19 protein-coding genes are annotated in these 25,420 nt (G+C 65.8%); 14 read left to right on the top strand and 5 right to left on the bottom strand.

All coding sequences use genetic code 11. The features are described 5' to 3' along the window. The first annotated feature begins 5 nt into the window (after positions 1-5). From polA to ACQR1B_RS02595, 3 genes are all read left to right on the top strand, one after another. Positions 6-3,071, top strand: coding sequence for a DNA polymerase I (gene polA / locus ACQR1B_RS02605; protein ID WP_434831381.1), 3,066 nt, complete (start codon positions 6-8; stop codon positions 3,069-3,071). Positions 3,072-3,409: 338 nt separating this feature from the next. Next, complete coding sequence (locus ACQR1B_RS02600) at positions 3,410-4,609, top strand: glycosyltransferase family 87 protein (protein WP_434831382.1); 1,200 nt, start codon at positions 3,410-3,412, stop codon at positions 4,607-4,609. Between the two features lie 84 nt (positions 4,610-4,693). Further along, a complete protein-coding gene (locus tag ACQR1B_RS02595) occupies positions 4,694-5,329 on the top strand; it encodes a LysE family translocator (RefSeq protein ID WP_434831608.1) in 636 nt (211 codons plus the stop codon). A 250-nt stretch (positions 5,330-5,579) separates the two neighbouring features. Here ACQR1B_RS02595 and ACQR1B_RS02590 read toward each other — a convergent pair whose 3' ends face one another. Beyond that, on the bottom strand, positions 5,580-6,206 hold the full coding sequence (locus ACQR1B_RS02590; protein ID WP_434831383.1) for a glutathione S-transferase family protein: 627 nt from the start codon (positions 6,204-6,206) through the stop codon (positions 5,580-5,582). Between the two features lie 183 nt (positions 6,207-6,389). Here ACQR1B_RS02590 and pyrE point away from each other — a divergent pair, with 183 nt between their 5' ends. Then, a complete protein-coding gene (pyrE, locus tag ACQR1B_RS02585) occupies positions 6,390-6,947 on the top strand; it encodes an orotate phosphoribosyltransferase (protein WP_434831384.1) in 558 nt (185 codons plus the stop codon). 189 nt (positions 6,948-7,136) lie between these two features. Continuing rightward, the gene (locus tag ACQR1B_RS02580; protein ID WP_434831385.1) at positions 7,137-7,952 is read left to right on the top strand and encodes a DUF2865 domain-containing protein; all 816 of its coding nucleotides are present in this window, start codon (positions 7,137-7,139) and stop codon (positions 7,950-7,952) included. A 113-nt stretch (positions 7,953-8,065) separates the two neighbouring features. Here ACQR1B_RS02580 and ACQR1B_RS02575 read toward each other — a convergent pair whose 3' ends face one another. Next, complete coding sequence (locus tag ACQR1B_RS02575) at positions 8,066-8,497, bottom strand: hypothetical protein (RefSeq protein WP_434831386.1); 432 nt, start codon at positions 8,495-8,497, stop codon at positions 8,066-8,068. Positions 8,498-8,857: 360 nt separating this feature from the next. Here ACQR1B_RS02575 and ACQR1B_RS02570 point away from each other — a divergent pair, with 360 nt between their 5' ends. Beyond that, positions 8,858-11,368 (top strand): glycogen/starch/alpha-glucan phosphorylase, encoded by a 2,511-nt coding sequence (locus ACQR1B_RS02570; RefSeq protein WP_434831387.1) that lies wholly within the window; start codon positions 8,858-8,860, stop codon positions 11,366-11,368. A gap of 107 nt (positions 11,369-11,475) precedes the next feature. After that, the gene (locus ACQR1B_RS02565; RefSeq protein ID WP_434831388.1) at positions 11,476-12,294 is read left to right on the top strand and encodes an acyl-CoA thioesterase; all 819 of its coding nucleotides are present in this window, start codon (positions 11,476-11,478) and stop codon (positions 12,292-12,294) included. A 240-nt stretch (positions 12,295-12,534) separates the two neighbouring features. On the opposite strand, the gene ACQR1B_RS02560 is transcribed toward ACQR1B_RS02565, so the two are convergent. Beyond that, positions 12,535-14,148 carry a phosphoenolpyruvate carboxykinase gene (locus ACQR1B_RS02560; RefSeq protein ID WP_434831389.1) on the bottom strand — a complete coding sequence of 538 codons (1,614 nt, stop codon included), beginning with the start codon at positions 14,146-14,148 and terminating at the stop codon, positions 12,535-12,537. 818 nt (positions 14,149-14,966) lie between these two features. After that, positions 14,967-15,698 carry a HugZ family protein gene (locus tag ACQR1B_RS02555; protein WP_434831390.1) on the bottom strand — a complete coding sequence of 244 codons (732 nt, stop codon included), beginning with the start codon at positions 15,696-15,698 and terminating at the stop codon, positions 14,967-14,969. Positions 15,699-15,914: 216 nt separating this feature from the next. On the opposite strand from ACQR1B_RS02555, the gene ACQR1B_RS02550 reads away from it, so the two are divergent. The 6 genes from ACQR1B_RS02550 (at position 15,915) to ACQR1B_RS02525 (ending at position 21,828) form a co-directional block, all read left to right on the top strand. Next, complete coding sequence (locus ACQR1B_RS02550) at positions 15,915-16,616, top strand: response regulator transcription factor (RefSeq protein ID WP_006611449.1); 702 nt, start codon at positions 15,915-15,917, stop codon at positions 16,614-16,616. Between the two features lie 201 nt (positions 16,617-16,817). Beyond that, the gene (locus ACQR1B_RS02545; RefSeq protein ID WP_434831391.1) at positions 16,818-18,623 is read left to right on the top strand and encodes a stimulus-sensing domain-containing protein; all 1,806 of its coding nucleotides are present in this window, start codon (positions 16,818-16,820) and stop codon (positions 18,621-18,623) included. Continuing rightward, positions 18,620-19,072 (top strand): HPr kinase/phosphorylase, encoded by a 453-nt coding sequence (locus ACQR1B_RS02540; protein ID WP_434831392.1) that lies wholly within the window; start codon positions 18,620-18,622, stop codon positions 19,070-19,072. Before ACQR1B_RS02545 ends, ACQR1B_RS02540 begins: the two co-directional genes overlap by 4 nt. Before the next feature lie 201 nt (positions 19,073-19,273). Beyond that, entirely contained in the window at positions 19,274-19,675 is a 402-nt protein-coding gene (locus ACQR1B_RS02535; protein ID WP_006611446.1) for a PTS sugar transporter subunit IIA, read from the top strand. Further along, positions 19,672-20,001 carry an HPr family phosphocarrier protein gene (locus ACQR1B_RS02530; RefSeq protein WP_434831393.1) on the top strand — a complete coding sequence of 110 codons (330 nt, stop codon included), beginning with the start codon at positions 19,672-19,674 and terminating at the stop codon, positions 19,999-20,001. Before ACQR1B_RS02535 ends, ACQR1B_RS02530 begins: the two co-directional genes overlap by 4 nt. Positions 20,002-20,301: 300 nt before the next feature. Further along, positions 20,302-21,828, top strand: coding sequence for an ATP-binding cassette domain-containing protein (locus ACQR1B_RS02525; protein WP_434831394.1), 1,527 nt, complete (start codon positions 20,302-20,304; stop codon positions 21,826-21,828). A 3-nt stretch (positions 21,829-21,831) separates the two neighbouring features. Here the strand turns inward: ACQR1B_RS02525 and ACQR1B_RS02520 are convergent, their stop codons facing one another. Further along, the gene (locus ACQR1B_RS02520) at positions 21,832-23,439 is read right to left on the bottom strand and encodes a glycosyltransferase family 39 protein (protein ID WP_434831395.1); all 1,608 of its coding nucleotides are present in this window, start codon (positions 23,437-23,439) and stop codon (positions 21,832-21,834) included. Positions 23,440-23,555: 116 nt separating this feature from the next. Here ACQR1B_RS02520 and lepA point away from each other — a divergent pair, with 116 nt between their 5' ends. Next, the gene (gene lepA, locus ACQR1B_RS02515) at positions 23,556-25,367 is read left to right on the top strand and encodes a translation elongation factor 4 (RefSeq protein WP_434831396.1); all 1,812 of its coding nucleotides are present in this window, start codon (positions 23,556-23,558) and stop codon (positions 25,365-25,367) included. Positions 25,368-25,420: the final 53 nt, after the last annotated feature.

Raw genomic sequence — 25,420 nt, 5'->3', positions numbered from 1 at the left:
CGGCCATGCCCAAAGCTCCCCAGAAAGCCGCCGTCACGCCCGCCGCCCCTGTGCCCGCCGCCGCCAAAGGAGCGGTCAAGAGCGCGGCCAAGGGCGATCATGTGTTCCTGGTCGATGGCTCGTCCTACATCTTCCGCGCCTATCACGCGCTGCCGCCGCTGAACCGCAAGTCCGATGGCTTGCAGGTCAACGCCGTGCTCGGATTCTGCAACATGCTGTGGAAGCTGTTGCGCGACATGCCCGAGACCGACCGGCCGACGCATCTGGCGATCGTGTTCGACAAGTCCGAGGTCACGTTCCGCAACAAGATCTACGGCGACTACAAGGCGCACCGGCCGCCCGCGCCGGACGACCTGATCCCGCAATTCGCGCTGATCCGGCAGGCCGTGCATGCCTTCGACCTGCCCTGCCTGGAACAGGGCGGCTTCGAGGCCGACGACCTGATCGCGACCTATGCAAGGCTCGCCTGCGAGCGCGGCGCCACCACCACGATCGTGTCCTCCGACAAGGATTTGATGCAGCTCGTCAACGACTGCGTCACGATGTACGACACGATGAAGGACCGTCGCATCGGCATCGCCGAGGTGATCGAGAAGTTCGGCGTGCCACCGGAGAAGGTGGTCGAGGTCCAGGCGCTGGCCGGCGATTCCACGGACAACGTGCCGGGCGTGCCCGGCATCGGCATCAAGACCGCGGCGCAATTGATCACCGACTATGGCGACCTCGAAAGCCTGCTGAGCCGCGCGGCCGAGATCAAGCAGCCGAAGCGGCGCGAGGCGCTGATCGAAAACGCCGAGAAGGCGCGGATCTCGCGCCAGTTGGTGCTGCTCGACGACAAGGTCGACCTCGAGGTTCCGCTCGACGACCTCGCGGTGCACGAGCCGGATCCGCGCAAGCTGATCGCCTTCCTCAAGGCGATGGAATTCACCACGCTGACGCGCCGCGTGGCGGACTATTCGCAGATCGATCCGGCCGACGTGTCGGCTGATGAGAGCTTGAAGAGTGGCGCCGGTGCGCCTCCCCCGCCTGCGGGGGAGGTCGGATCGCGCAGCGATCCGGGTGGGGGCTCGCCCGCGGCAGGCGCCCCCACCCTGCCCACTCCCGCAAGCGGGGGAGGGCGACGAGGCGGCGATGCCAGGACCGACAAATCGGCGATGAGCAAGGGCACACCGCTCAGCCTCGCCGAGGCACGGGCCGAGGCTGCGAAGAGCGCGCGCATCGATCGCGACAAGTATCAGACGCTGGGCAGCCTGCCCGAGTTGAACGCCTGGCTCGCCCGCGTCCATGATTTCGGCCGCGTCACCATCGACATCAAGGCCAGCTCGATCGATCCGATGCAGGCGAGCCTTTGCGGCATCGCGCTGGCGCTGGCGCCCAACGATTCCTGCTACATCCCGCTGGCGCATCGACAGGCCGGCGATGGCGGCGGCCTGTTCGACGCCGGCCTCGCGCCCGGCCAGATCGGGGACAGCGACGCGCTCGGAGCGCTGAAACCGATCCTCGAATCCGCAGGGATTCTCAAGATCGGCTTCAACATCAAGTTCACGGCCGTGATGCTGGCGCAGGCCGGCATCACCCTGGCCAACACCGACGACGTCCAGCTGATGAGCTACGCACTGGATGCCGGGCGCGGCTCGCAGAAGCTCGATTCGCTGGCCGAGCACGTGCTCGGCCACGCCATGATCGGCGAAGGCGAGTTGATCGGCAGCGGCCGCAACAAGCTGACCTTCGCGCAGGTCGCGATCGACCGCGCGACAGCGCATGCGGCCGAGGCCGCCGACGTCATTCATCGCCTGTGGCGCGTGCTGAAGCCGCGCCTGGTGGCCGAGCGCATGACGGCGGTCTACGAGACGCTGGAGCGGCCGCTGGTCTCCGTGCTCGCGCGCATGGAGCGCAGGGGCATCTCGATCGACCGCCAAGTGCTGTCGCGTCTCTCCGGCGACTTCGCTCAGACCGCAGCGCGGGTCGAGGCCGAACTGCAGGAGCTGGCCGGCGAGCCGATCAATGTCGGCAGCCCGAAGCAGATCGGCGACATCCTGTTCGGCAAGATGGGCCTTTCCGGCGGCACCAAGACCAAGACCGGCGCGTGGTCGACCTCCGCCTCTGTTCTCGACGACCTCGCCGAGCAGGGCAACGATTTCGCCAAGAAGATCCTGGAATGGCGCCAGGTCTCGAAGCTGAAATCGACCTACACCGATGCGCTGCCGACCTACGTCCATCCGCAGACCCATCGCGTGCACACCACCTACGCGCTGGCGGCGACCACGACGGGCCGGCTGTCGTCGAACGAGCCGAACCTGCAGAACATTCCGGTGCGCACCGAGGACGGCCGCAAGATCCGCCGCGCCTTCATCGCCACCCCCGGCCACAAGCTGGTGTCGGCGGACTACTCGCAGATCGAGCTGCGGCTGCTGGCCGAGATCGCCGACATTCCGGTGCTGAAGCAGGCGTTCCAGGACGGGCTCGACATTCACGCCATGACGGCCTCCGAGATGTTCGGCGTGCCGATCAAGGACATGCCGAGCGAGATCCGCCGCCGGGCGAAGGCGATCAATTTCGGCATCATCTACGGCATCTCCGCATTCGGCCTCGCCAACCAGCTCGGCATCGCCCGCGAGGAGGCCGGAGCGTATATCAAGCGCTATTTCGAGCGCTTTCCCGGCATCCGGGCCTATATGGACGAGACCCGCGAGTTCTGCCGCAAGAACGGCTATGTCGTCACGCTGTTCGGCCGCAAGTGCCACTATCCGGAGATCAAGGCGTCGAACGCCTCGGTCCGCGCCTTCAACGAGCGCGCCGCGATCAACGCGCGGCTGCAGGGCACCGCCGCCGACATCATCCGCCGCGCCATGACGCGGGTCGAGGACGCGCTGACCGAGAAGAAGCTCTCGGCGCAGATGCTGCTGCAGGTGCATGACGAACTGATCTTCGAAGTGCCCGACGACGAGGTCGCCGCGACCTTGCCGGTGGTGCAGCACGTGATGCAGGACGCGCCGTTCCCCGCCGTCCTGCTGTCGGTCCCGCTGCACGTCGACGCCCGCGCCGCCAGCAATTGGGACGAGGCGCACTAAGCGGCGCGCGGCTCTTCCTCCGTCATTGCGAGCGAAGCAATCCAGAATCTTTCCGCAGAGGCAGTCTGGATTGCTTCGCTGTACTCGCAATGCCGATGGGATGACATCTTCTCAGATGACAGACAGCGTGAGGACGGGCGTCACAGCGTCCGAACTTTACCGCTCGTTAGGCATGATCGGATCGGGCTGCCCCGGCGGGTGAGCCGGTAACACGACGTGGAGCGGTGCGGGGGCAAGATTCCCGACGGCACGCCGCGCGAGCAATGCGCGACGTGCCCGATCATCGATCATCCATCCATCGCGCCCTTGGCGCCGAACACGTTGCGGCGAACGATCTCATGACGGCAGCATCCTCTGCAGCCTCCGGCCGGACGCGCGATCGCCGCGCGTTGGTGATGCTGCTGATCGCGCTGTCGCTCTATGACGGCCTGTATCTCGCCGACTGGTGGCTGTCGTCGCCGCTACCGGCGTTCGGCGACTTCTTCGGCCTGTGGTCGTTCGGCAGGTTCGCGGCAACCGCGGGCTCCGCCATCTACGATCCCTATGCCCTGGCCGCCTATCAGCAGGCGCTCGATCCCGCGCTCGACGGCGGCGGCTTCCCCTATCCCTATCCGCCGACGTTCCTGCTGGCGCTCATCCCCTTGGGGCTGATGGCACCGCCGGCGGCCTATGCGTGCTGGATCGCGACGACCTTCGGGCTCCACGTCGTGGCTGCCCTGGGACGCGAATGGCGCTCGCTGTCGGGCCTCGCGCTGCTTGCCTCCCCCACGACGCTGATCAATGCGATTGCCGGCCAGAACGGCTTTCTCTCGGCCGCGCTCATGCTCGGCGGGCTGCGCCTTCTGGCAAGCCACCCGGCGGCAGCCGGAGTCCTGCTCGGCCTGTTGACCTACAAGCCGCAATTCGTGCTGCTGATGCCGGTCGTTCTGCTGGCCTCCCACAATTGGCGCGCCATCCTGGCTGCGACCACCACGACGCTGCTCGTCGCCGTGACCACCAGCGCCGTGCTGGACTGGTCGATCTGGCTGCGCTGGATCGAAGGCTTTCCGAGTTATCAGGCACTGCTGCAGGCCAACCAGGCCAGCCTCGACCACATGATGCCGACGGTGATGGCCGGCGTTCATGCTATCGGCGCACCGCCCGCGATCGGCCATGCGCTCCAGCTGCTGTTGTCCGGCTCCGTGGCGGTGCTGACCTGGCGCGCCTGGCGGCGCGGTCCGACGACTCAGGCGATCGCGCTGGTCGCAATCGGCAGCATCATCGCCACGCCCTATGCGATGATCTACGACATGCCGATGGTGGCCGCCGGAATCGCAATCCATTGGAAGGCGCGGATCGAAGCCGGCGAGCCGATCGTGGCGCTGGAAATCGGCGTGGTGATCGCGCTGTCCGCCTGCCTGCTCGCCATGATCGGTCAGTCCGTGCCGTTCGTGGCGACCATGCTGCTGCTGCTGTTGTTCCTCAGCGTGGCGGGTGTCTTCAGCCGCGTCGGCCGACCGACGCCGGCCCTGAACGTCGCGCCGCCGGCGGCGGGCTGATTGCTCTCGGTACAATCGAGCGGATGACGCTGAGCATTGGTCTGCGCTAAGCAGATCGCTGAGACCCTCGTCATTGCACCGGTCATGCCGCACACCTCGTCCCTGCTCGCCTTCGCGCTGGTCTCGCTCGGCATGGTGCTGACGCCCGGGCCGAACATGATCTATTTGATCTCGCGCTCGATCACGCAGGGCCGCGCCGCCGGCCTGGTCTCGCTCGGCGGCGTCGCCGTCGGCTTCCTGGCCTACATGCTGGCGGCGGCGTTCGGCATCACGGCGCTGCTGTTCGCCGTGCCCTTCGCCTATGACGCGCTGCGCCTCGCGGGCGCGGCCTACCTGCTGTATCTCGCGTGGCAGGCGGTGAGGCCGGGTGGCCGCTCACCGTTCCAGGTCAGGTCGCTTGCGGTCGACGGCCCGCGCAAGCTGTTCCTGATGGGGCTCGTCACCAATTTGCTGAATCCGAAGATCGCGATGCTTTATCTGGCGCTGCTGCCGCAGTTCATCGACCCCGCTGATGGCAGCGTCCTGACGCAGTCCGTCGTGCTGGGCGCGATCCAGATCGCGATCAGCGTCAGCGTCAACGCGATGATCGCGATGGCGGCGGGATCGATCGCGCTGTTCCTGGCGACACGGCCGACCTGGGCGCTGCTGCAGCGCTACCTGATGGGCACGGTGCTCGCCGGTCTCGCGCTGCGCATGGCGCTGGAGGCGCGGCGGGGCTGAGCCGCTCCGGCTCGCTGCCGCCAGCTCGTTGCACTTCTCTCGACCCTCACCCTGAGGAGCCCGCCCCAGGCGGGCGTCTCGAAGGGCGAGGCCCCATCGTGGCCTCATGGTTCGAGACGCGCCGCAAGCGCGGCGCTCCTCACCATGAGGTTCTGGCACCCAAGGCGGTCCTGCACACCGACCATGAACGCGCCAAGAGGCGTGTTCATGGAGAGGGTCTGGCACCGAACGCTGCGCCGGGCTTCGCGCCTCAATCCAGCTTCGCCTCCATCCCGCGTTTCACGGCGGGGCGGGCCATCAGCGTGTCGTACCAGCGCTTGACGTGGGGGAAGTCGGCGAGGTCAACCTTGTGGCGGGGATGGCGCCAGGCCCAGCCGAGAATGGCGAAGTCGGCGATCGAGAGCGCGCCGGCGACGAAGTCGTGCGACGCCAGCCGGCGGTCCAGCACGCCATACAGCCGCACCGTCTCGGCCATGTAGCGCTTCAGACCGTAGGCGCGGTCCTGCTCGTTGGCGAGCGCGATGAAATGGTGGACCTGGCCCGGCATCGGGCCGAAGCCGCCCATCTGCCACATCAGCCATTCATAGACCGGAATCCGTCCGGCCAGCGAGGCCGGCAGGAATTGCTCGGTCTTCTCAGCCAGATAGAGCAGGATGGCGCCGGATTCGAACACGCTGACTGGCTTGCCCTCGGGACCATCGGGATCGACGATCGCCGGAATCTTGTTGTTTGGGCTGATCGCCAGGAACTCGGGCGCCATCTGCGCGCCCTTGGTGATGTCGACCGGGATCACGCGATAGGGCAGCCCCATCTCCTCCAGCGCGACCGAGATTTTGCGGCCATTGGGCGTGTTCCAGGTGTGCAGCTCGATCGTCATGGCGGCGCTTCCCTTCAAAATTCCTTGCCTGGCCTCTCGCTTCCCCTTAGCTCGAAACCGCGCCCGGCTCCAAGCGTACCGTTGTTGATGGGACATCCTGGCCGCTGGTCTCCGCCGGCCGGCCCCGATAGATTGCGCCACTCCAAAGAGCCACCCAAGTATCGACCCCCGGGGGAAACCGCCGTGTCCAAATCCGCCTCCCGCGCCCGCCTTCTCGAGATCATCCGCAGGCGTTCGTTCGGCCGTGGCGACGTCACGCTGGCTTCCGGCCGAAAAAGCGATTTCTACTTCAACCTGAAGCCGACCATGATGGACCCGGAGGGCGCCACCCTGCTCGCCGAGCTCACCTATGAGGCGCTGAAGGACGAGGGTTTCGACTATATCGGTGGGCTGGAGATGGGCGCTGTGCCGTTGGCCGGCGCGATCGCGCAGATCTCCTGGATCAAGGGTCATCCGATCGCGGCCTTCTTCGTGCGCAAGAAGCCGAAGGAGCATGGCGCCAGGCTGGCGATCGAGGGCCTGACCCGGGACGAGACCCTGGCCGGCAAGCGCATCGTCGTGGTCGAGGACGTCACCACCACCGGCGGCTCGGCGATGAAGGCGGTGGAGACGCTGCGCGAGGCCGGCGCCGAGGTGGCGCTGGTGTTCACGATGGTCGATCGCGAGGAAGGCGCTGCGGAGACCTTCGCCGCCGCCGGCCTGCCGTTCCGCGCCCTCTACAAGGCGCGCGAATTTCTCTGAAGGCGCCCGTCGCGCGCATTTCTCGGTCCGTGCATACCGCTCATTTACCAACGCTCGTTAAGGTTACCGCAAAGCTGATGCCGCCGTGCCGTGGGCATGGCCGGCTCGTTCGCGCATGATCGCGCGGATCGGTCGCGTCCGGGCCGGGCGTTTGCGGTGAATATCTTGGCGATGGCGATGGAGTGAGCGTTGCGTCACGTGTTGTCGTTTCGGCGGGTGCCCCGCCGCGTCGCCGTCGCGACCATGATCGGCATGGCCGCATCGATCGCGCTGACGCCGCACATGGCATCGGCGCAGGGCCTTTTCGACTTCCTGTTCGGCGGCTTTGCCAAGCCGGCCTCGCAGCGAGCAGCACCGCAGGGCGGCTTCTTCGCCGATCCGTTCGGCACCAATCCGCAGGCCGCGCCGCAGCCGCGCGCGGCCGCCAGCGGATCGGGCGCGGCGTTCTGCGTGCGCACCTGCGACGGCCACTATTTCCCGCTGACGCGCGGCCTCGCCTCGCCGGCGCAGATGTGCCAGGCGTTCTGCCCGGCCAGCCCGACCAGGATCTATTTCGGCGCCAACATCGACTACGCCACCGCGGCCAACGGCGAGCGCTATGCCGATAGCGAGAACGCGTTCGCCTACCGCCAGGCGCTGCGCGCCGACTGCACCTGCAACGGCCGCGATCCGGCTGGCCTCGCGCCGGTCGACCTGTCGCTCGACACCTCGCTGCGGTCCGGCGACGTGGTCGCCACCAGCGACGGGCTCGTCGCCTATTCCGGTGTGCGCGGCAGCGGCGGCCAGCCGGCCGACTTCAAGCCGGTCGCGTCCTATCCCGGGCTGAACTCCGATACGCGGGCACGGCTGAGCGAGATGAAGGTGGCGCCGGTCCGCGCCGAGATGCTGGCAGCCGATGCGCAGGCCGCCCTGCCGCCGCACGAGATCAATGCCGGCGTCGCGCCGCCGATGACGATCGCACCGAAACCGGTCACGAGCCGCGGCAAGCGCGCGGACGTCGATTGAGTTCGCCGCGCGCCGCTGCGAGCCGCGCGGTCACGTGAAGGGCTCGGCGAAGCGCGCCGGCCCCGGAGCCCTGAGACACGCCGAATCGCTCCGCTTCCCGCGTCGATGATGGGTCAGCGCCCGACGATGACGCCGATGACGTTGGGCGCGGTCAGATATTTGTCCTCGATCGCCGCGCGCGCGGCGGCGCGGTTGTCGGGCGTCAGCAGGCCGCGCTTTTCGGCCAGGATCATCCAGCAGAAGCCCCACCAGTCGCTTAGCATGCCCTCGTCGTCGACCAGATCGTAACCCTGCTCGGCGGCGAAGATGCGCGCTCGCGCCTCGTCCAGGCCATCGAGGAAAGTATGGTCGGTGGCCGAGAACAGATCGTCCGAGATGTCGTCGGTGGTGTAGCCCCAGACCGACATGCAGACCGCGTTGAACTCGCGGTCGATCTGGTCATCGTCGACGGCCCGCCGCCGCGCCATCTTGTGCAGCCGCGTGAGGGTACGCGCGAAATCGGCAATACGCGTCAGGGCCAAGGGATCGAAGGCGATGGTGGACATGGTGTCCTCGCGGGATGCACTGATGCCGGTGTGAGCGGATCGAATCGCAACAGAGATAACGATCGCCTGCTAAATTGTTCTTAATTTGTTCCGCGCCGATTGTCCATCCCCCTTCAGCGGATGTGGAGCCGCCCCTGTTGCCATTCGGCCGGTCAGACTCGATCGCGAAATTCGCTGGGGTGAACGACTGCAGTTCGGCCACAAGCATGTGCACCATGCGGCTCCACGTTGTCGGAACCCGGCCCGAACCTTGCATAATTTTACATCACCTGCGCGGATCGGTCCTTCCCCGGGTTTCGATCCGCGTCCAACCATCGTATGCTTTTTACCGGTTCCTCGTAGCATCACAGGTTTTCCAAGGTGACAGATCAGCCGTCCCAGCGCAGCTTCGTAAGCACCGGCCAGCCCGTCGACGAATTGGCGGTGGCGGAGATCAAGAGCGACGTCCTGGCCAAGCTCAGGCTTGCGATCGGCAAGGAAGCGAGCCAGGCGACGCAGCAGGACTGGTACCACGCCGCCGCGCTGACCTTGCGCGACCGCATCGTGCATCGCTGGCTGACGGCGGACAAGGAGAGCTACGACGCCGGGCGCAAGCGCGTCTATTACCTCAGCCTCGAATTCCTGATCGGCCGGCTGTTCACCGACGCGCTCAACAACATGGGCCTGATGAAGGTGTTCGAGACCGCCCTCGGCGATCTCGGCGTCGGCCTGATGGATTTGCGCAAATGCGAACCGGACGCCGCGCTCGGCAATGGCGGCCTCGGGCGGCTCGCGGCCTGCTTCATGGAGAGCATGTCGACCGTGCAGATCCCGGCGATCGGCTACGGCATCCGCTATGATTTCGGCCTGTTCCGGCAGGTGATCGTCGACGGCTGGCAGCACGAATATCCGGACGTCTGGCTGTCGTTCGGCAACCCGTGGGAATTCCAGCGCCCCGAAGTGGTCTATCACGTCCATTTCGGCGGCGGCGTCGAGCATGTCGACGACAAGGGCCGCGCCCGCGCCGTCTGGCATCCCGGCGAGACCGTGCAGGCGGTGGCCTATGACACGCCGATCGTCGGCTGGCGCGGCCAGCACGTCAACGCGCTGCGGCTGTGGTCGGCGCGCTCGCCCGATCCACTCAAGCTCGACGTGTTCAACTCCGGCGACTATCTCGGCGCTTCGGCCGAGGAAGCGCGTGCCGAGGCGATCTGCAAATTCCTCTATCCCAATGACGAGAGCCCGGCCGGACGCGAGCTGCGGCTGCGCCAGGAGTACTTCTTCGTCTCGGCCTCGCTGCAGGATCTCGTCAAGCGCCATCTCGGCTCCGACGGCCAGCTGCGCAGCCTGTCGCAGAAGGCCGCCGTGCAGCTCAACGACACCCATCCCTCGCTCGCGGTCGCCGAGCTGATGCGCATCCTGATCGACCTGCACAATTTTCGCTGGGACGAAGCCTGGAAGATCACCGTCGCAACATTGTCCTACACCAACCACACGCTGCTGCCGGAAGCGCTGGAGACCTGGCCGGTCGAACTGTTCGAGCGGCTGCTGCCGCGGCATCTCGAGATCATCTACCGCATCAATGCGCAGCATCTCGCGCTCGCCGAGCAGCGCGCGCCGGGCGACATCGACTATCGCGCCTCGGTGTCCCTGATCGACGAGAAGAGCGGCCGCCGCGTGCGCATGGGCCAGCTCGCCTTCGTCGGCTCGCACCGCATCAACGGCGTCTCGGCGATGCATTCGGATCTGATGAAGGAGACCGTGTTCCACGATCTCAACCATCTCTATCCCGGCCGCATCACCAACAAGACCAACGGCATCACCTTCCGCCGCTGGCTGACCTTGGCCAATCCGAAGCTGACCAGCCTGCTGCGCGAGGCTTGCGGCGACGCCATCGTCGACGATCCGACCCTGCTCTCCAGCCTCGAGAGCTACGTCGCCGACGGTGCCTTCCACCAGAAGTTCCGCGCCGCGAAGCATCACAACAAGGTGCAGCTCGCACGCCTGATCGGCGAGCGCATGAACATCCGCCTCGACCCTAGCGCGCTGTTCGACGTGCAGATCAAGCGCATCCATGAATACAAGCGGCAGCTGCTCAACATCATCGAGGCTGTAGCGCTGTACCAGGACATCAAGGACGACCCGCAGGCCAACTGGGTACCGCGGGTGAAGATCTTCGCCGGCAAGGCGGCCGCGAGCTACCGCTACGCCAAGCTGATCATCAAGCTGATCAACGACGTCGCCGAGGTCGTCAACAACGATCCCGCCATCGACGGACGGCTCAAGGTCGTGTTCATGGCCGACTACAATGTCAGCCTGGCGGAGACGATCATTCCCGCCGCCGACCTGTCCGAGCAGATCTCGACCGCCGGCATGGAGGCGTCCGGCACCGGCAACATGAAGCTGGCGCTCAACGGCGCCATCACCATCGGCACGCTCGACGGCGCCAACATCGAGATCCGCGACAATGTCGGCGCCGACAACATCGCCATCTTCGGCATGGAGGCCGGCGACGTCATGCTCCGCCGCAAGCAGGGCCTCGACGCCACCGATATCATCCACCGCTCGCCGCGGCTGGCGCGCGCCATCGATGCGATCGCGACCGGCGCGTTCTCTCCCGGCGAGCCCGGGCGATTCGAGCCGATCGCGCATGCGCTGCGCCATCTCGACCACTACATGGTCTCGGCCGATTTCGATTCCTACTACGCGGCCCAGCGCGGCGTCGATGCCCGCTGGCAGTCCGAGCCGGCCTGGACCCGCGCCTCGATCCTCAACGTCGCGCGCATGGCGTGGTTCTCCTCGGACCGCACCATCCGCGAATATGCCGACGATATCTGGAATGTGCCGACCGGCCCGGTCGCTGCAGCGCCGGTGCATGCCCAGCGGGCATGAACGACGCCTGTCTTTTCGCGGTCATCAATGACCCGTGACGTCATTGCGACCGCCTTGAATTGCTTTTCTCCTGACCACCATCATACGATGGTCGCCGGGAGGAATGCATGAGCGAGCCGCCGCCAACCCATTTGTTCGACGTGGCCACCCGCGTCACCGCTGGCGACAGCCGCTGGCAGGGCCGGACCAGCCCGGACTACTGGGCCTTTGTCGGCCCGTTCGGCGGCGCCACCGCGGCGACCGTGCTGCGGGCGCTGATCGAGCATCCGCAGATTCAAGGCGATCCGCTGGCGGTGACCGTGAACTACTGCGCGCCGGTCGCGGAGGGACCGTTCGATCTCGACGTGCGGCTGGTGAAGGCGAATCGCTCCTCCCAGCATTGGTGCGTGGAGCTGAGCCAGGGCAACGCGGAGGCCGCGACGCTCGCCACCGCCGTCTTCGCCGAGCGGCGGCCTTCATGGTCGCACCAGCCGGCCGTCAAGCCCGACGCGCCGCCGTTCGATCAGGTCAAACGCTATCCCGATGCCGGAATGTCCTGGACCAAACAGTACGATTTCCGCTTCGTGGAAGGGCGTCCCGAGCTCGGTAGCGCGTCGGACCAACCGCGCAGCGCCTATTCACGGCTCTGGATCTCCGACCGCAAGCCGCGCAAGCTCGATTGCCTGTCGCTGCTGTCGATGTCCGACGCCTTTTTCGGCCGTGCGTTCCACGTCCGTGGCGAGCTGATCCCGTTCGGCACGGTGTCGCTGACGACCTATTTCCACGTCAGCCGCGGGGAGCTCGCGGCCGAGGACATCACGCATGTGCTGGCAACGGCGGACGCCAAGGTTTTCAACCGCAGCTACCAGGACCAGCATGGCGAGCTGTGGTCGCCCTCCGGCCGGCTGCTCGCGACGACGACGCAGATCGCTTATTTCAAGGCGTGAAGGCCCAGGGCGCTTCAACAACGTCGGTGTCGTCCCGGCCTGAGCCGGGACCCATAGCCACCGTATCGAATTTGGCGAAGGCTGGAGCTACCTGCATGCCTCACCACGCCGTCCTGTGGTTATGGGTCCCGGCGTTCGCCGGGACGACAGCGGTGGATGTTGCGCGACCGCGGCCAGGCGCTTGACGCGTAGCCGAGAGGGACAGCCGCACAGCGAATGACCCTTAGGCGTTAACAACCCTTACTCGGCGGCCAGCTTCAGGTCCGGCGCGGCGGCGCGGACGTCGGCATCGACCTGGGCTTCGAACTTGGCAAAGTTCTTCTGGAACATGCCGACCAGCGCACGCGCGGTCTTGTCGAACTCGGCCTTGTCCTTCCAGGTGTTGACCGGATCGAGGATCTCGCTCGGCACGCCCGGCAGCGCTGTCGGCACCGCGAAGCCGAAATATTTGTCGGTGCGGAATTCGACATTGCGAAGCGAGCCGTCGAGCGCCGCGGTCAACAGCGCGCGCGTCACCTTGATCGGCATGCGCGAGCCGGTACCGTACTTGCCGCCGGTCCAGCCGGTGTTGACCAGCCAGCAATCGACATTGTGGTCGGCGATCAGCTGCCGCAGCATGTTGCCGTAGACCGAGGGGTCGAGCGGCAGGAACGGCGAGCCGAAGCAGGTCGAGAATTCCGGCTGCGGCTCGTTGCCGAGGCCGCGCTCGGTGCCCGCGACCTTCGCGGTATAGCCGGACAGGAAGTGATACATCGCCTGCGCCGGCGTCAGCTTTGCGATCGGCGGCAGCACGCCGAAGGCGTCGGCGGCGAGCATCACGACGTTCTTCGGATGCGGCGCACGGCCGGTGCGCGAGGCGTTCGGGATGTAGTCGAGCGGATAGGCCGAGCGGGTGTTCTCGGTCTTGGAGCCGTCGTCGAAATCGGGAACGCGGCTGTCCTCGTCGAGGACGACGTTCTCGAGCACCGCGCCGAACCGGCTCGACGCCGCGAAGATCTGCGGCTCGGCGTCCTGCGACAGCTTGATGCACTTGGCGTAGCAGCCGCCCTCGAAATTGAACACGCCGGACGGACCCCAGCCGTGCTCGTCGTCACCGATCAAGGTGCGGTTTGGATCAGCCGACAGCGTGGTCTTGCCGGTGCCGGACAGGCCGAAGAAGATCGCGGTATCGCCCTTCGGGCCGACATTGGCCGAGCAGTGCATCGGCATCACGCCGCGCCCGGGCAGATAGTAGTTGAGCGTCGTGAACACGCTCTTCTTCATCTCGCCGGCATAGTAAGACCCGCCGATCAGGACGATCTTGCGGGCAAAATCGATGGCGACGACGTTCTGCGAGCGCACGCCGTGGCGTTTCGGGTCGGCGCGGAAGCTCGGCATGTCGATGATGGTCAGCTCCGGCACGAAGGTGTCGAGCTCGATGGTTTGCGGGCGGATCAGCAGCGTCCGGATGAACAGCGAATGCCAGGCCAGCTCGGTGAAGACGCGCGTCTTGATCCGGAAAGTCGGATCGGCGCCGCCATAAAGATCCTGCGCAAACAGGGTCTTGCCTTCGGCGTGCGTGATGAAGTCCTGATACAGCGCCTCGAACTGCTCAGGCGTGATCGCCTGGTTGCCGGCCCACCACATCTTCTCGGTGGAGGCGTCGCGGACCGTGAACTTGTCCTTCGGGCTGCGACCGGTGAACTCGCCAGTATCCGCGCACAGCGCCCCGTCGGCAGACAGCACCGCCTCGCCCGCCGCCAACGAATATTGATAGAGCTGGGGAGCGCCGAGATTCCAATGCAGCTGCTTGAGATTCGTTAAGCCGAACTTGTCGGCACCGAAGGCACCGTTGCGAATACCCGTCTCTTGCACGAAAGTCCCTCCTGAGAACCCGCATCAATTGCGCGCGAATTTCGTGGCGCGTCGCGCGGTGACCGTTACCGTTTACATCGCCTCTCCGAAGCGCGGTCGATGGACCTAATACTGATCAACGCAGGTCTTGCCAAGACGATCCGGCCGAATTGGTTATTGGCCGACGCTGATGCGCGTAGCTCATCCTTGCCGCGCAGTGCACATTCCGATGGCAATTGCATGCGCCCATTATGCATGCTGCATCGCAATAGATATATCAGCGCTTTACACTTCACGGGTCGGCGTGAATGTGGCCCCAAGCGAAGGATACGCGCTGTCAGGTGAAGGTCGATCGTCGAACATGCCAGCATGTCTGCCGCGGCGCACCGCTGCGACCGATCGCCGAGCCGTCCGCGAGTCCGCGAAACGTATCCACCGTCACCCGGGTTGCGGCGTTCCTCGATTCGGCCGCGACGGTGATCGCCCTGACGTTGCCGACCGCGAGATCCCGCTTTGCGAAATATGTGATCCGGGTGGAGCGCGCTGGACGCGACCTCGAGGACAGCCTGGAGCGGCGCGGTCGTCACCCGGGTGCCCCCCCGATCGCGATTGCCACGCGCTTGCAGGCGGGGTGGTCAGAATCTCTGCCGGGCCACGGAGCGAATCGCAAACGCTAGCGGCCCTCTAGGTTCAGATTCGTTGTACGACCCAGCAGCGCAGGGCTCACCTCGTCCGCCATCGCTCGACGAGCGAAGCTCGTCCCGCCCGCGTGACGAACGGGAAGAGAGCGCACTTTCATCATGGTGCGCGCAAGATCGGGAGATCATCGATCGAGCGAACTAATCATCCTTCGCCCTTGCCTCGTCGGCGAGCCGGACCAGCATCTTGCGCAGGCGGCCGGGCGTGGTGACCCGCTCGGGAAAATCGAGCCGCAACGTTCTGCGGTCGGCCATCAGATCGAGCCCGTCCGGATCGCAGCCGCTGCAGCGCCACTCTGCCGGCTCGGCGCCGAGCAGCCGGGTCGCATAGAGCCCGAGCGCGTCGCGATGATCTTCATTCATGTGATCGACGGCGCCCTGCTCGGCTGCGAGCAGTTCGGCCGCATCCGACACGTCGGTCAGAAACTGCTCCGGGGCGAGATCGACGATGCGGCCGAATCCCGCGACGAGATGCGTGCCCGACGGACGAATGAGGAAGAACGAGAAGTCGGCGAAATCCGCGTAGTCGCTCGCCGACGGATGCGCATTGAGATACCGACGGCGCAGCGTGTCGCGATTCTCATCAGTTGCCTGCTCGGCCTGTCCCGACAGCATGATCCGCGCACCTTCCAACGGATCTCCGGGCGCGCGCTCATCGAGCATCAGCGACACGCGTGGATCCGCGAGCGCGTTCTTCGTATGCACGGCGAGTCGTGAGATCAGCATGATCGGAGCACCATCGGGCGCGGACGCAACGTTGACCAGAGAGCAGTAGGGATCACCTGTACCGTTCATCAACGTTGCAAGTGCGCCCTGCCGGCTTCTTCGCAGCAGAGAATGCGCGACGCGGTTAGGGTTAAAGCTCGCAGGCATCGTCTTTCCTTCGTCCATCCTGTTGCAATGAAGGCCTTTTTTCGGCTAAACGGGCCACAAACTTGGGCGGGGCACAAGACTTTGCCATGGTATTTGTGGAACTCGGTCACACTTCAGCCCAGCTTGCATTGCTCGTTGACCATGTTCGAAGCCCAAATATGCGGCCCTTATCTGAATTCTCGCAGTCTCGGCTAACCAGACTCTGAAAGCAGGCTCATGCCCACAATCGCCTTGGTCGATGACGACCGTAACATTCTGACATCCGTCTCGATCGCGCTCGAGGCTGAAGGCTATCGCATCATGACCTATACCGATGGTGCATCGGCGCTCGACGGTTTCCGGACCAGCCAGCCTGACCTCGCCATCCTCGACATCAAGATGCCGCGCATGGACGGCATGGAGACGTTGCGGCGGCTGCGGCAGAAGTCCGACCTGCCCGTGATCTTCCTGACGTCCAAGGACGAGGAGATCGACGAGCTGTTCGGCCTCAAGATGGGCGCGGACGACTTCATCCGCAAACCATTCTCGCAGCGGCTGCTGGTCGAGCGCGTCAAGGCCGTGCTGCGCCGTTCGCAGCCCAAGGATCCGACGGCGCTGCCGAAGGAGAACGACGCCAAGGCGCTCGATCGCGGCCTGCTGCGCATGGATCCGGAGCGCCACACCTGCACCTGGAAGAACGAGCCGGTCACGCTGACCGTGACAGAATTCCTGATCCTGCAGGCTCTGGCGCAGCGTCCGGGCGTGGTCAAGAGCCGCAACGCGCTGATGGACGCGGCCTATGACGACCAGGTCTATGTCGACGACCGCACCATCGACAGCCACATCAAGCGGCTGCGCAAGAAGTTCAAGATGGTCGACGAGGAATTCGAGATGATCGAGACGCTCTACGGCGTCGGCTACCGCTTCAAGGAAACCTGAAGCGTTACTCTGGCGACGTCATGCGAAATTGCGCACTGACGTCGCGTCGGGGATTGGGTAGACTGCGACGCCTGCGCGTGTGTTCGAGCGCAGATGCCGGAACGGGGCGATTGTTGCGGCGAATTCGGGTGCGGCGAATTTGAAGTTCTCACAGGGGCCCGCCGCACATGCCCTGCGAAGTTCGGAAGCGGAGCACTCACATTGCTCGATCGCACCCATCCTGACCCGGGATTGAGCGCCGAGACCCCCACGGCGTCGATCGCCTCCGAGGTGGCGGACGAGACCCCGCAGGTCTCCGGCTGGCAGCGGCCGCTGGGCTGGCTGCGCCGCGCCGGGCAGTTCCTGTTCGCGCTGTCGTTCTCGAGCCTCACCCGCCGCATCGTCTCGCTGAACATCGCCGGCCTGCTCGCTCTGGTTGCGAGCATCCTCTATCTTTCGCAATTTCGCGCCGGCCTGATCGATGCGCGGGCGCAGAGCCTGCTGGTCCAGGCCGAGATCATCGCCGGCGCCATCGCCGCCTCGGCGACGGTGCAGACCAACACCATCACCATCGATCCGGAGCGCCTGCTCGACCTCAAGCCCGGCGAGAGCTACGGCGCGCCGGACGAATATTCGCCGCTCGATTTCCCGATCAATCCGGAACGCGTCGCGCCGGTGCTGCGCACGCTGATCTCGCCGACCAAGACGCGGGCGCGAATCTACGATCCCAATGGCGGCCTGCTGCTCGACAGCCGCAATCTTGAGAATGTGCTGAAGTTCGACCTGCCGCCGCCGTCGAACGAGAAGCCGGGCTTCGTCGAGCGCGCGCTGATCTCGGTGCGCACCTGGCTCAATCGCGGCGATCTGCCGCTCTACCGCGAATACGGCCCCGAGAACGGCAACGGCTACGAGGAAGTGTCCGACGCGCTGAAGGGCCAGAAGCGTAGCATGGTCCGGGTCAATTCGCGCGGCGAGGTCATCGTCTCGGTCGCGGTGTCGGTGCAGCGCTCGCGCACCATCCACGGCGCGCTGATGCTGTCGACCCAGGGCGACGACATCGACCAGATGGTCACCGCCGAGCGGCTCGCCATCCTCAAGGTCGGCGGCGTCGCCTCCGCCGTGATGATCGTGCTGTCGCTGCTGCTCGCCAGCACCATCGCAGGTCCGGTGCGCCGGCTCGCCGACAGTGCCGAGCGCGTCCGCCGCCGCATCAAGACCCGCGTCGAGATTCCCGACTTCACCCGCCGCCGCGACGAGATCGGGCATCTCTCGCGCGCGCTGCGCGACATGACCGACGCCCTCTACAACCGCATCGAGGCGATCGAGATGTTCGCCGCCGACGTCGCCCACGAGCTCAAGAACCCGCTGACCTCGCTGCGCTCGGCGGTCGAGACGCTGCCGCTGGCGCGCAACGACAACAGCCGCGCGCGGCTGCTTGCGGTAATCGAGCACGACGTGAAACGGCTCGACCGGCTGATCTCGGATATCTCCGACGCCAGCCGGCTCGACGCCGAGCTGCAGCGCCAGGACATGACGCTGGTCGATCTGCGCCGGCTGCTGAACACGCTGACCTCGGTCGCCAACGAGACCAAGCTCGGAACCGACGTCGCCGTCGAGGTCCGGTTCGAGGGCCGCGGCGTCAACGACACCTTCTCGGTGCCGGGCCATGATTCGCGGCTCGGCCAGGTCATTTCCAACCTGCTGTCGAACGCGCAATCGTTCTCGGCCGCCGGCGGCAAGGTGCGCATCACCTGCCGGCGCGTGCGTTCCGAGATCGAGATCACGGTCGATGATGACGGCCCGGGCATCCGCGAAGACGCGCTGCTGCGGATCTTCGAGCGCTTCTACACCGACCGCCCACACCAGGGCTTCGGCCAGAATTCGGGCCTCGGGCTGTCGATTTCCAAGCAGATCATCGATGCCCATGGCGGGCGGATCTGGGCCGAGAACCGGCCCGGCCCGGTCGATGCCGATGGCAATCCGACCGCGGCGGGCGCACGTTTCATCGTCCGGCTGCCGGCGTCGTGACCACCGTATCGGCGAGCGTCCATGCGTCGGCCGTCAAGGTGGGAGATCTGGCCGTGCTGGTTCGCGGTCCCTCGGGCTCCGGCAAATCACGCCTGGCGTTCGGTTTGATTCTGGCCGGGCGCGCGGGACAGATCCCGCCGGCCGTTCTGGTCGGCGACGACCGTGTTCATCTCGCCACACGTGGCGGAGAAATGTGGGTCAGCCCCGCCCCCGCCCTGGCCGGCCTGATCGAGATTCGCGGGCTCGGCATCCGCTCCTGCGACTACGTGTCCGAGGCACGGATCGGCCTCGTCGTCGATTTGATGGCAGAGGACGCGGAACGGCTTCCACCCCCGCACTCGCTGCAATGGAATGAAAACGGTATCGAATTGCCGCGAATACCGGTCGGCCGGGGACACGACCCCCTTCTCCTGGTTGTAGCTGCGCTAACCACGACCAAGAGTTCATGAGCCGGTAATCTTTCGGCCAATTGTGTGAAGCGAATTGGTAACCATATCAGCCCCACTATTGACGCCCGATAGACCGTCGCCAACTCCCCTTTCCGTCTTTAATCCGGGAGGATCGCGAACATGCCCTCTTGCGCGGGGGCTCCGGATGGTCAAAGTGGCGCGTTCGTGCGGTGCACCCAAGGCGCCCGCGAGGAGTATCCGATGATTGGCCTGGTACTGGTGACCCATGGGCGCCTCGCCGACGAGTTCCGAGCGGCGCTCGAACACGTCATGGGTCCTCAAAAACAAATCGAAGCGGTCACGATTGGCGCCGACGATGATTCCGATCTCTGTCGCAGCGACATCATCGAAGCCGTGAACCGTGTGGACACCGGCGACGGCGTCGCCATTCTGACCGACATGTTCGGCGGCACGCCGTCGAACCTGGCGATCTCCTGCATGAGCCGGCCGAAGGTCGAGGTGCTCGCGGGCATCAACCTGCCCATGCTGGTCAAGCTCGCCAAGGTCCGCGAGGAACGCTCGCTGCCCGACGCGATCGCGATGGCGCAGGAGGCGGGACGCAAATACGTCACCATCGCCAGCCGAGTGCTTGCCGGCAAATGAGCGACGAGGACGCGCCGCAGGACAATATCGCCGGGCCGTCCGTGCCCGCCGACGCGTTGTCGCGGGAGCTCCTGATCACCAACAAGCGCGGCCTGCATGCGCGGGCTTCCGCGAAGTTCGTCCAGATGGTCGAGAAGTTCCAGGCCGAGGTCTGGGTCACCCGCGGCGGCGAGACCGTCGGCGGCCGCTCGATCATGGGCCTGATGATGCTGGCAGCCGCGCCAGGGACCAAGATCCTGGTGTCCGCGAAGGGCCCCGAAGCCGAGCCCGCGCTGCAGGCGATCACCGACCTCGTCAACGACAAGTTCCACGAAGAAGGCGTGTAGCCCGTAGGCGATGGAGCCGGGCTCCACGACGGCCGGCAAGAGCGTCCGCGGCCAGCCCTGGTCGCGGTCGACACTGGGCCACTGGCTGCGACCTTGCCCGCGTGAGGTCGGGTTGATAGGCTTCTCTGGTCTTCAATCCTGCAGAGGGGAAGTCGGTGCTGCACCGTTACTTCCATAACCGCACCCGTGGACCTGTCTCCGCCCCGCGCTTGATCTCGCGGGGCTGACCAGGAGACACAACGCCGTCTCATCGTCAGCCTCTCCGGCGCCATTTGCGCTTTCCTGACTGATGAGACTGCAATGTCCCTGATCGCTGTCAAAGACCTCGCGCTCACGCGCACCAGCTCCGTTTTTGCCGGACTCGGTTTCTCGATCGCCAAAGGCGACCGCCTCGGTCTCGTTGCCGCCAACGGGCGCGGCAAATCCTCGCTTCTGCGCATCATGGCAGGCGAGGATGACTCGACGACGGGGACGATCACCCGCGCCCGCGGACTGGTCGTCGGCTTCGCCCCGCAGGATCCGCCCGAACGGCTGCTGTCGCTGAGTTTGCGGGAGGCCGTGTGCGACGCCCTCACCTCTGAGATCGCGGAGACCGAGCACTGGCGGGTCGATGTCCTGCTCGACGAGCTCGCTGTCGATGACGCCTTGCGCAGCCGCGCCGTTCACGGCCTGTCCGGCGGCTGGCAGCGGGTGATGCTGCTGGCAAGGGCGGCCATCGTCGCGCCCGACCTGCTGCTGCTCGACGAGCCGACCAACCATCTCGACATCGGCCGGATCGGTCTCCTGGAGAGGTTCCTCGCCGCCTTGCCGCGCGATTGCGCCGTGGTCGCGGCGAGCCATGACAGGGCGTTTCTCGACGACGTCACCAACCGCACCCTGTTCCTGCGCCCGGAGGACAGCGCGGATTTCTCGCTGCCCTATTCCCGTGCGCTACAGGCCTTGAGAGAGCGTGACATGGCCCGAGAGCGGCAATTCGACAACGACATGCGCAAGGTCCGGGGACTGCGGCAGCAGGCGACGAAGCTCAAGAACATCGGCATCAATTCCGGCTCGGATCTGCTGGTGGTGAAGACCAGGCAATTGTCCGATCGCGCTGACAGGCTTGAGGAACAGGCGCGCCCCGCGCATCGGGAGCGCTCGGCGGGGGCCATCCGCCTGACGAACAGCGGCACCCATGCCAAGGCGCTGGTGACGATCGACGACGCGACGATCGCGGCGCCGGACGGGCGGAAGCTATTCCGCACCGGACGACTCTGGATCGAGAACGGCGATCGCGTGGCCCTGCTCGGGGCCAACGGCACGGGCAAGACGCGGCTGGTGGACAGGCTGCGCGCGGTCCTCGTGGGGCAATCTGCGGGGCAAGCGCCCGATATCCGTGGCGCAGCGAGCCTCAAGCTCGGCCATTCCGACCAGGCCCTCTGCCAGCTCGACGACTTTCCCACGCCCTGGGATGCGATCAAACGGGCGAGCCGCCTGACCGATCGCGAGGCGCGCACCCAGCTCGCCGGCGCAGGGATCGCGATCGATGCCCAGACGGCACCCACGGTACGGCTGTCGGGCGGTCAGCGCGCGCGGCTGGCGATGCTGCTGCTGCGCCTGTCGGAGCCGAATTTCTATCTGCTGGACGAGCCCACCAACCATCTCGATATCGAGGGACAGGAGATGCTGGCAGACGAGCTGATCCAGCAGGGTGCGGCATGCCTGCTGGTCAGCCATGACCGCGCCTTCGTGCGGGCCGTGGCCACCCGGATCTGGGTCATCGAGGGCAGGCACCTGGTCGAGACCGACGATCCGGGACCGGTTTTCGACAGGCTGATGTCCGGGTGACGCCTACTGCGTTCCCGGCCCCTGGACATACACTTTCCAAACGATTGCAGGGCCCGCCTGGCCGTGGAAGAAACGCTGGGTGGTCATGACCAGCGGCTCGGCTTTCGGCGCCTCCTTGGCCATCCAGGCCTCGCAGGCGGCGATCCGGTTGTCGGTGGTGTCGCAGATGCCGATGAAGCCCTCGCGCTTGAGGTCGTCGAGCGTGCTCAGGCCGGAGCTCCAGGTTTCTTCGGCGGTATAGGGCACCGTGAACGGCCGCGGGTGATCCGGGCTGTAGAAGGTCATCGGCGTGTTCATTTCGGAGTAACCGGCCACCAGCGGCCAGCGCGTGCCGAACCGGGCGTGCCAGGCCTGCGTCAGCTCGCGCGCCAGCTCCGACCGCCCGCCATAGCCGGTGGCGCCGTTCGGATTGGCGGCCATTTCGCGCCGCGCGATCCAGGGCGAGGCCACCAGCGTGAGCAGCGACAGCACCAGCCACACGGCGGCGAGTCGCGGCAGCATGACGCTCCGCAGCCGAAGCGTCGGAATCGCCACCAGCGCGAGCGGCACCAGGAAGAACAGCGAGATGCCCCAATCGGTCTTCATGTAGATCGTGAAAGCAAGGCCGCCGAGCGGAGGCCCTGCGGCAACGATCGCCTGCACCAGCCAGACATTGAGCGCCTGGCTGGTGTTCACACCGGGATTGGGACCGCGCCGCCAATTGTCGAACGCAAAGCGCGGCGGCCAGGCCAAGACGAGCGCCGCCAGCACGACCGGAAGGGCCAGCAGCGCCAGATTATGGCCGACATAGCCGGCCACCAGCGCGGCGGCCCGGCCGCGGTCCGACAGCGTATAGACGTCCCCGGCATAGGTGACGGTGACGAAATCGACGCCCCACAGCCAGACCAGGTGCGGAATCATCGCCACCAGCATCGCGACGATGGCGACCCATGGTGCGGGTGAGGCCAGGAAGCGCAGCCGTTCCGGGTGCAACAACGCCGCGAGACCAATGGCGCCGATCATGGTCAGCACCCAATATTTGGTCAGCAGCGCCGCCGCGCCGGCGAGACCGAGCCAGAGGCCGGACACGACGCTGCGCTTCTCGAAGGCATGGAGATAGGCCAGCACCAGCAGCGGCAAGGTCAGCAGCTGGAGCAGATCGGCGTTATATTTGAATCCCTTGAAGTTGAAGATCGGGTACAGCGCGACCATCACCACGACGAAGAAGGCGCGGCGACGGTCGACCACCTTGAGGCTCGCGAACAAGACGATGACGAGCCCGGCGCTGGCCACCGCCATCGCCAGCGCATAGGTCGCCCAGTCCTTGACCGGAAACACCTTGAACCACAGACCCGCGATCCAGCCCGACAGCGGCGGATGCTTGCCATAGCCGAACAGGAAGCGGCTGCCCCAGGCATAGGCCTCGGCGACGTCCATATGGACGTCCTGCGCCGCCTTCAGATTGGTCAGGATCGCCGTCCATAGCACGGCGTGGACGACCGCGAAGGCGATCACGACCCAGACCGATGTCGCAGGGGCCGTGGCGCGTGCCACCAGCCAGGCGGCCAGCCGCTGCGGTCCGGAACGGCCGCGCATGCGCGCCGCGAGAGGCGGGAGAGAGGTGCTCGACATTTGCCCTCGGTAGCCTGTTTTGCGCGGCCGGGGAATCAGCTTGGCGTGAAGAAAGGCCCTGGAAATTCAGCAATATGGTTGCTGGTTGGGGGCTCGGGATGCTATCTGCGCGACCCATGACGACCGTCCCCATTCCCAACATCCGCAACTTCTCCATCGTCGCCCATATCGACCATGGAAAGTCCACGCTCGCCGACCGGCTGATCCAGATGACCGGCGGATTGTCGGACCGCGAGATGGCGGGCAAGGAGCAGGTGCTCGATTCGATGGATATCGAGCGCGAGCGCGGCATCACCATCAAGGCGCAGACCGTGCGCCTGCAGTACCGCGCCAAGGACGGCAAGGATTACATCTTCAACCTGATGGACACGCCCGGCCACGTCGACTTCGCCTATGAGGTGTCGCGGTCGCTGGCGGCCTGCGAAGGCTCGCTGCTGGTGGTCGACGCCAGCCAGGGCGTCGAGGCGCAGACGCTCGCCAACGTCTACCAGGCGCTCGACAACAACCACGAGATCGTCCCGGTCCTGAACAAGATCGACCTGCCGGCCGCCGAGCCGGAGAAGATCAAGCAGCAGATCGAGGACGTCATCGGCATCGACGCCTCCGACGCGGTGATGATCTCGGCCAAGACGGGCCTCGGCATTCCCGACGTGCTCGAGGCGATCGTCACCCGCCTGCCGCCGCCGAAGGGCGACCGCGACGCGACCCTGAAGGCGCTGCTGGTCGACAGCTGGTACGACGTCTATCTCGGCGTGGTCGTTCTCGTCCGCATCGTCGACGGCGTCATGAAGAAAAACAGCCGCATCCGAATGATGGGCACCGGCGCGGCCTATGACGTCGAGCGCGTCGGCTTCTTCACCCCGAAGATGACCCAGGTCGACGAGCTCGGCCCCGGCGAGGTCGGCTTCATCACCGCCGCGATCAAGGAAGTCGCCGACACCCGCGTCGGCGACACCATCACCGACGACCGCAAGCCGGTGTCGGAGATGCTGCCGGGCTTCAAGCCGGCCATCCCTGTGGTGTTCTGCGGCCTGTTCCCGGTCGACGCCGACGATTTCGAGACGCTGCGCGCGGCGATGGGCAAGCTCAGGCTCAACGACGCCAGCTTCTCGTTCGAGATGGAAACGTCAGCCGCGCTCGGCTTCGGCTTCCGCTGCGGCTTCCTCGGCCTGCTGCACCTGGAGATCATCCAGGAGCGGCTGTCCCGCGAGTTCGATCTCAACCTGATCGCGACCGCGCCGTCCGTCATCTACAAGATGAAGCTGACCGACGGCGAGGAGATCGAGATCCACAATCCCGTCGATATGCCCGACGTGGTCAAGATCGCCGAGATCCAGGAGCCCTGGATCGAGGCGACGATCCTGACGCCGGACGAATATCTCGGCAGCGTGCTCAAGCTCTGCCAGGACCGCCGCGGCAATCAGAAGGAGCTCACCTATGTGGGCGCCCGCGCGATGGTCAAATACGATCTGCCGCTCAACGAGGTGGTGTTCGACTTCTACGACCGGCTGAAGTCGGTCTCCAAGGGCTACGCCTCGTTCGACTATCACCTGACCGACTACAAGCCGGCCGACCTCGTCAAGATGCAGATCCTGGTCAACAACGAGCCGGTCGATGCGCTGTCGATGCTGGTGCACCGGACCCGCGCCGAAGGCCGCGGCCGCGCGATGGTCGAGAAGATGAAGGACCTGATCCCGCCGCACATGTTCCAGATCCCGATCCAGGCGGCGATCGGCGGCAAGGTGATCGCGCGCGAGACCGTGCGGGCGCTGCGCAAGGACGTCACCGCGAAATGCTATGGCGGCGACATCACCCGCAAGCGGAAGCTTCTGGAGAAGCAGAAGGAAGGCAAGAAGAAGATGCGGCAGTTCGGCAAGGTCGACATCCCGCAGGAAGCCTTCATCGCCGCGCTGAAGGTCGATAGCTGAGCACGCTAGCGACGAGGCGACTTCATTGCGCTGACGCATTGGTCTGTGACACG

Source organism: Bradyrhizobium oligotrophicum, assembly GCF_051168495.1.
Classification (GTDB): domain Bacteria; phylum Pseudomonadota; class Alphaproteobacteria; order Rhizobiales; family Xanthobacteraceae; genus Bradyrhizobium; species Bradyrhizobium oligotrophicum_A.
The sequence above is the reverse complement of the archived record's forward strand: the minus strand, read 5'-3'. Positions and strand labels throughout refer to the sequence as shown.

Excerpts from the sequence above, each read along its gene's own strand:
- ACQR1B_RS02590 (WP_434831383.1), bottom strand. The coding sequence starts at position 6,206 with ATGACGATCGAGCTGCACACCTGGAACACGCCCAATGGCCGCAAAATC.
- ACQR1B_RS02550 (WP_006611449.1), top strand. The coding sequence starts at position 15,915 with ATGCCCACAATCGCCTTGGTCGATGACGACCGTAACATTCTGACATCC.
- ACQR1B_RS02565 (WP_434831388.1), top strand. The coding sequence starts at position 11,476 with ATGAGCGAGCCGCCGCCAACCCATTTGTTCGACGTGGCCACCCGCGTC.
- ACQR1B_RS02555 (WP_434831390.1), bottom strand. The coding sequence starts at position 15,698 with ATGCCTGCGAGCTTTAACCCTAACCGCGTCGCGCATTCTCTGCTGCGA.
- polA (WP_434831381.1), top strand. The coding sequence starts at position 6 with ATGCCCAAAGCTCCCCAGAAAGCCGCCGTCACGCCCGCCGCCCCTGTG.
- ACQR1B_RS02520 (WP_434831395.1), bottom strand. The coding sequence starts at position 23,439 with ATGTCGAGCACCTCTCTCCCGCCTCTCGCGGCGCGCATGCGCGGCCGT.
- ACQR1B_RS02525 (WP_434831394.1), top strand. The coding sequence starts at position 20,302 with ATGTCCCTGATCGCTGTCAAAGACCTCGCGCTCACGCGCACCAGCTCC.
- ACQR1B_RS02600 (WP_434831382.1), top strand. The coding sequence starts at position 3,410 with ATGACGGCAGCATCCTCTGCAGCCTCCGGCCGGACGCGCGATCGCCGC.
- ACQR1B_RS02595 (WP_434831608.1), top strand. The coding sequence starts at position 4,694 with ATGCCGCACACCTCGTCCCTGCTCGCCTTCGCGCTGGTCTCGCTCGGC.
- ACQR1B_RS02535 (WP_006611446.1), top strand. The coding sequence starts at position 19,274 with ATGATTGGCCTGGTACTGGTGACCCATGGGCGCCTCGCCGACGAGTTC.
- ACQR1B_RS02575 (WP_434831386.1), bottom strand. The coding sequence starts at position 8,497 with ATGTCCACCATCGCCTTCGATCCCTTGGCCCTGACGCGTATTGCCGAT.
- lepA (WP_434831396.1), top strand. The coding sequence starts at position 23,556 with ATGACGACCGTCCCCATTCCCAACATCCGCAACTTCTCCATCGTCGCC.
- ACQR1B_RS02530 (WP_434831393.1), top strand. The coding sequence starts at position 19,672 with ATGAGCGACGAGGACGCGCCGCAGGACAATATCGCCGGGCCGTCCGTG.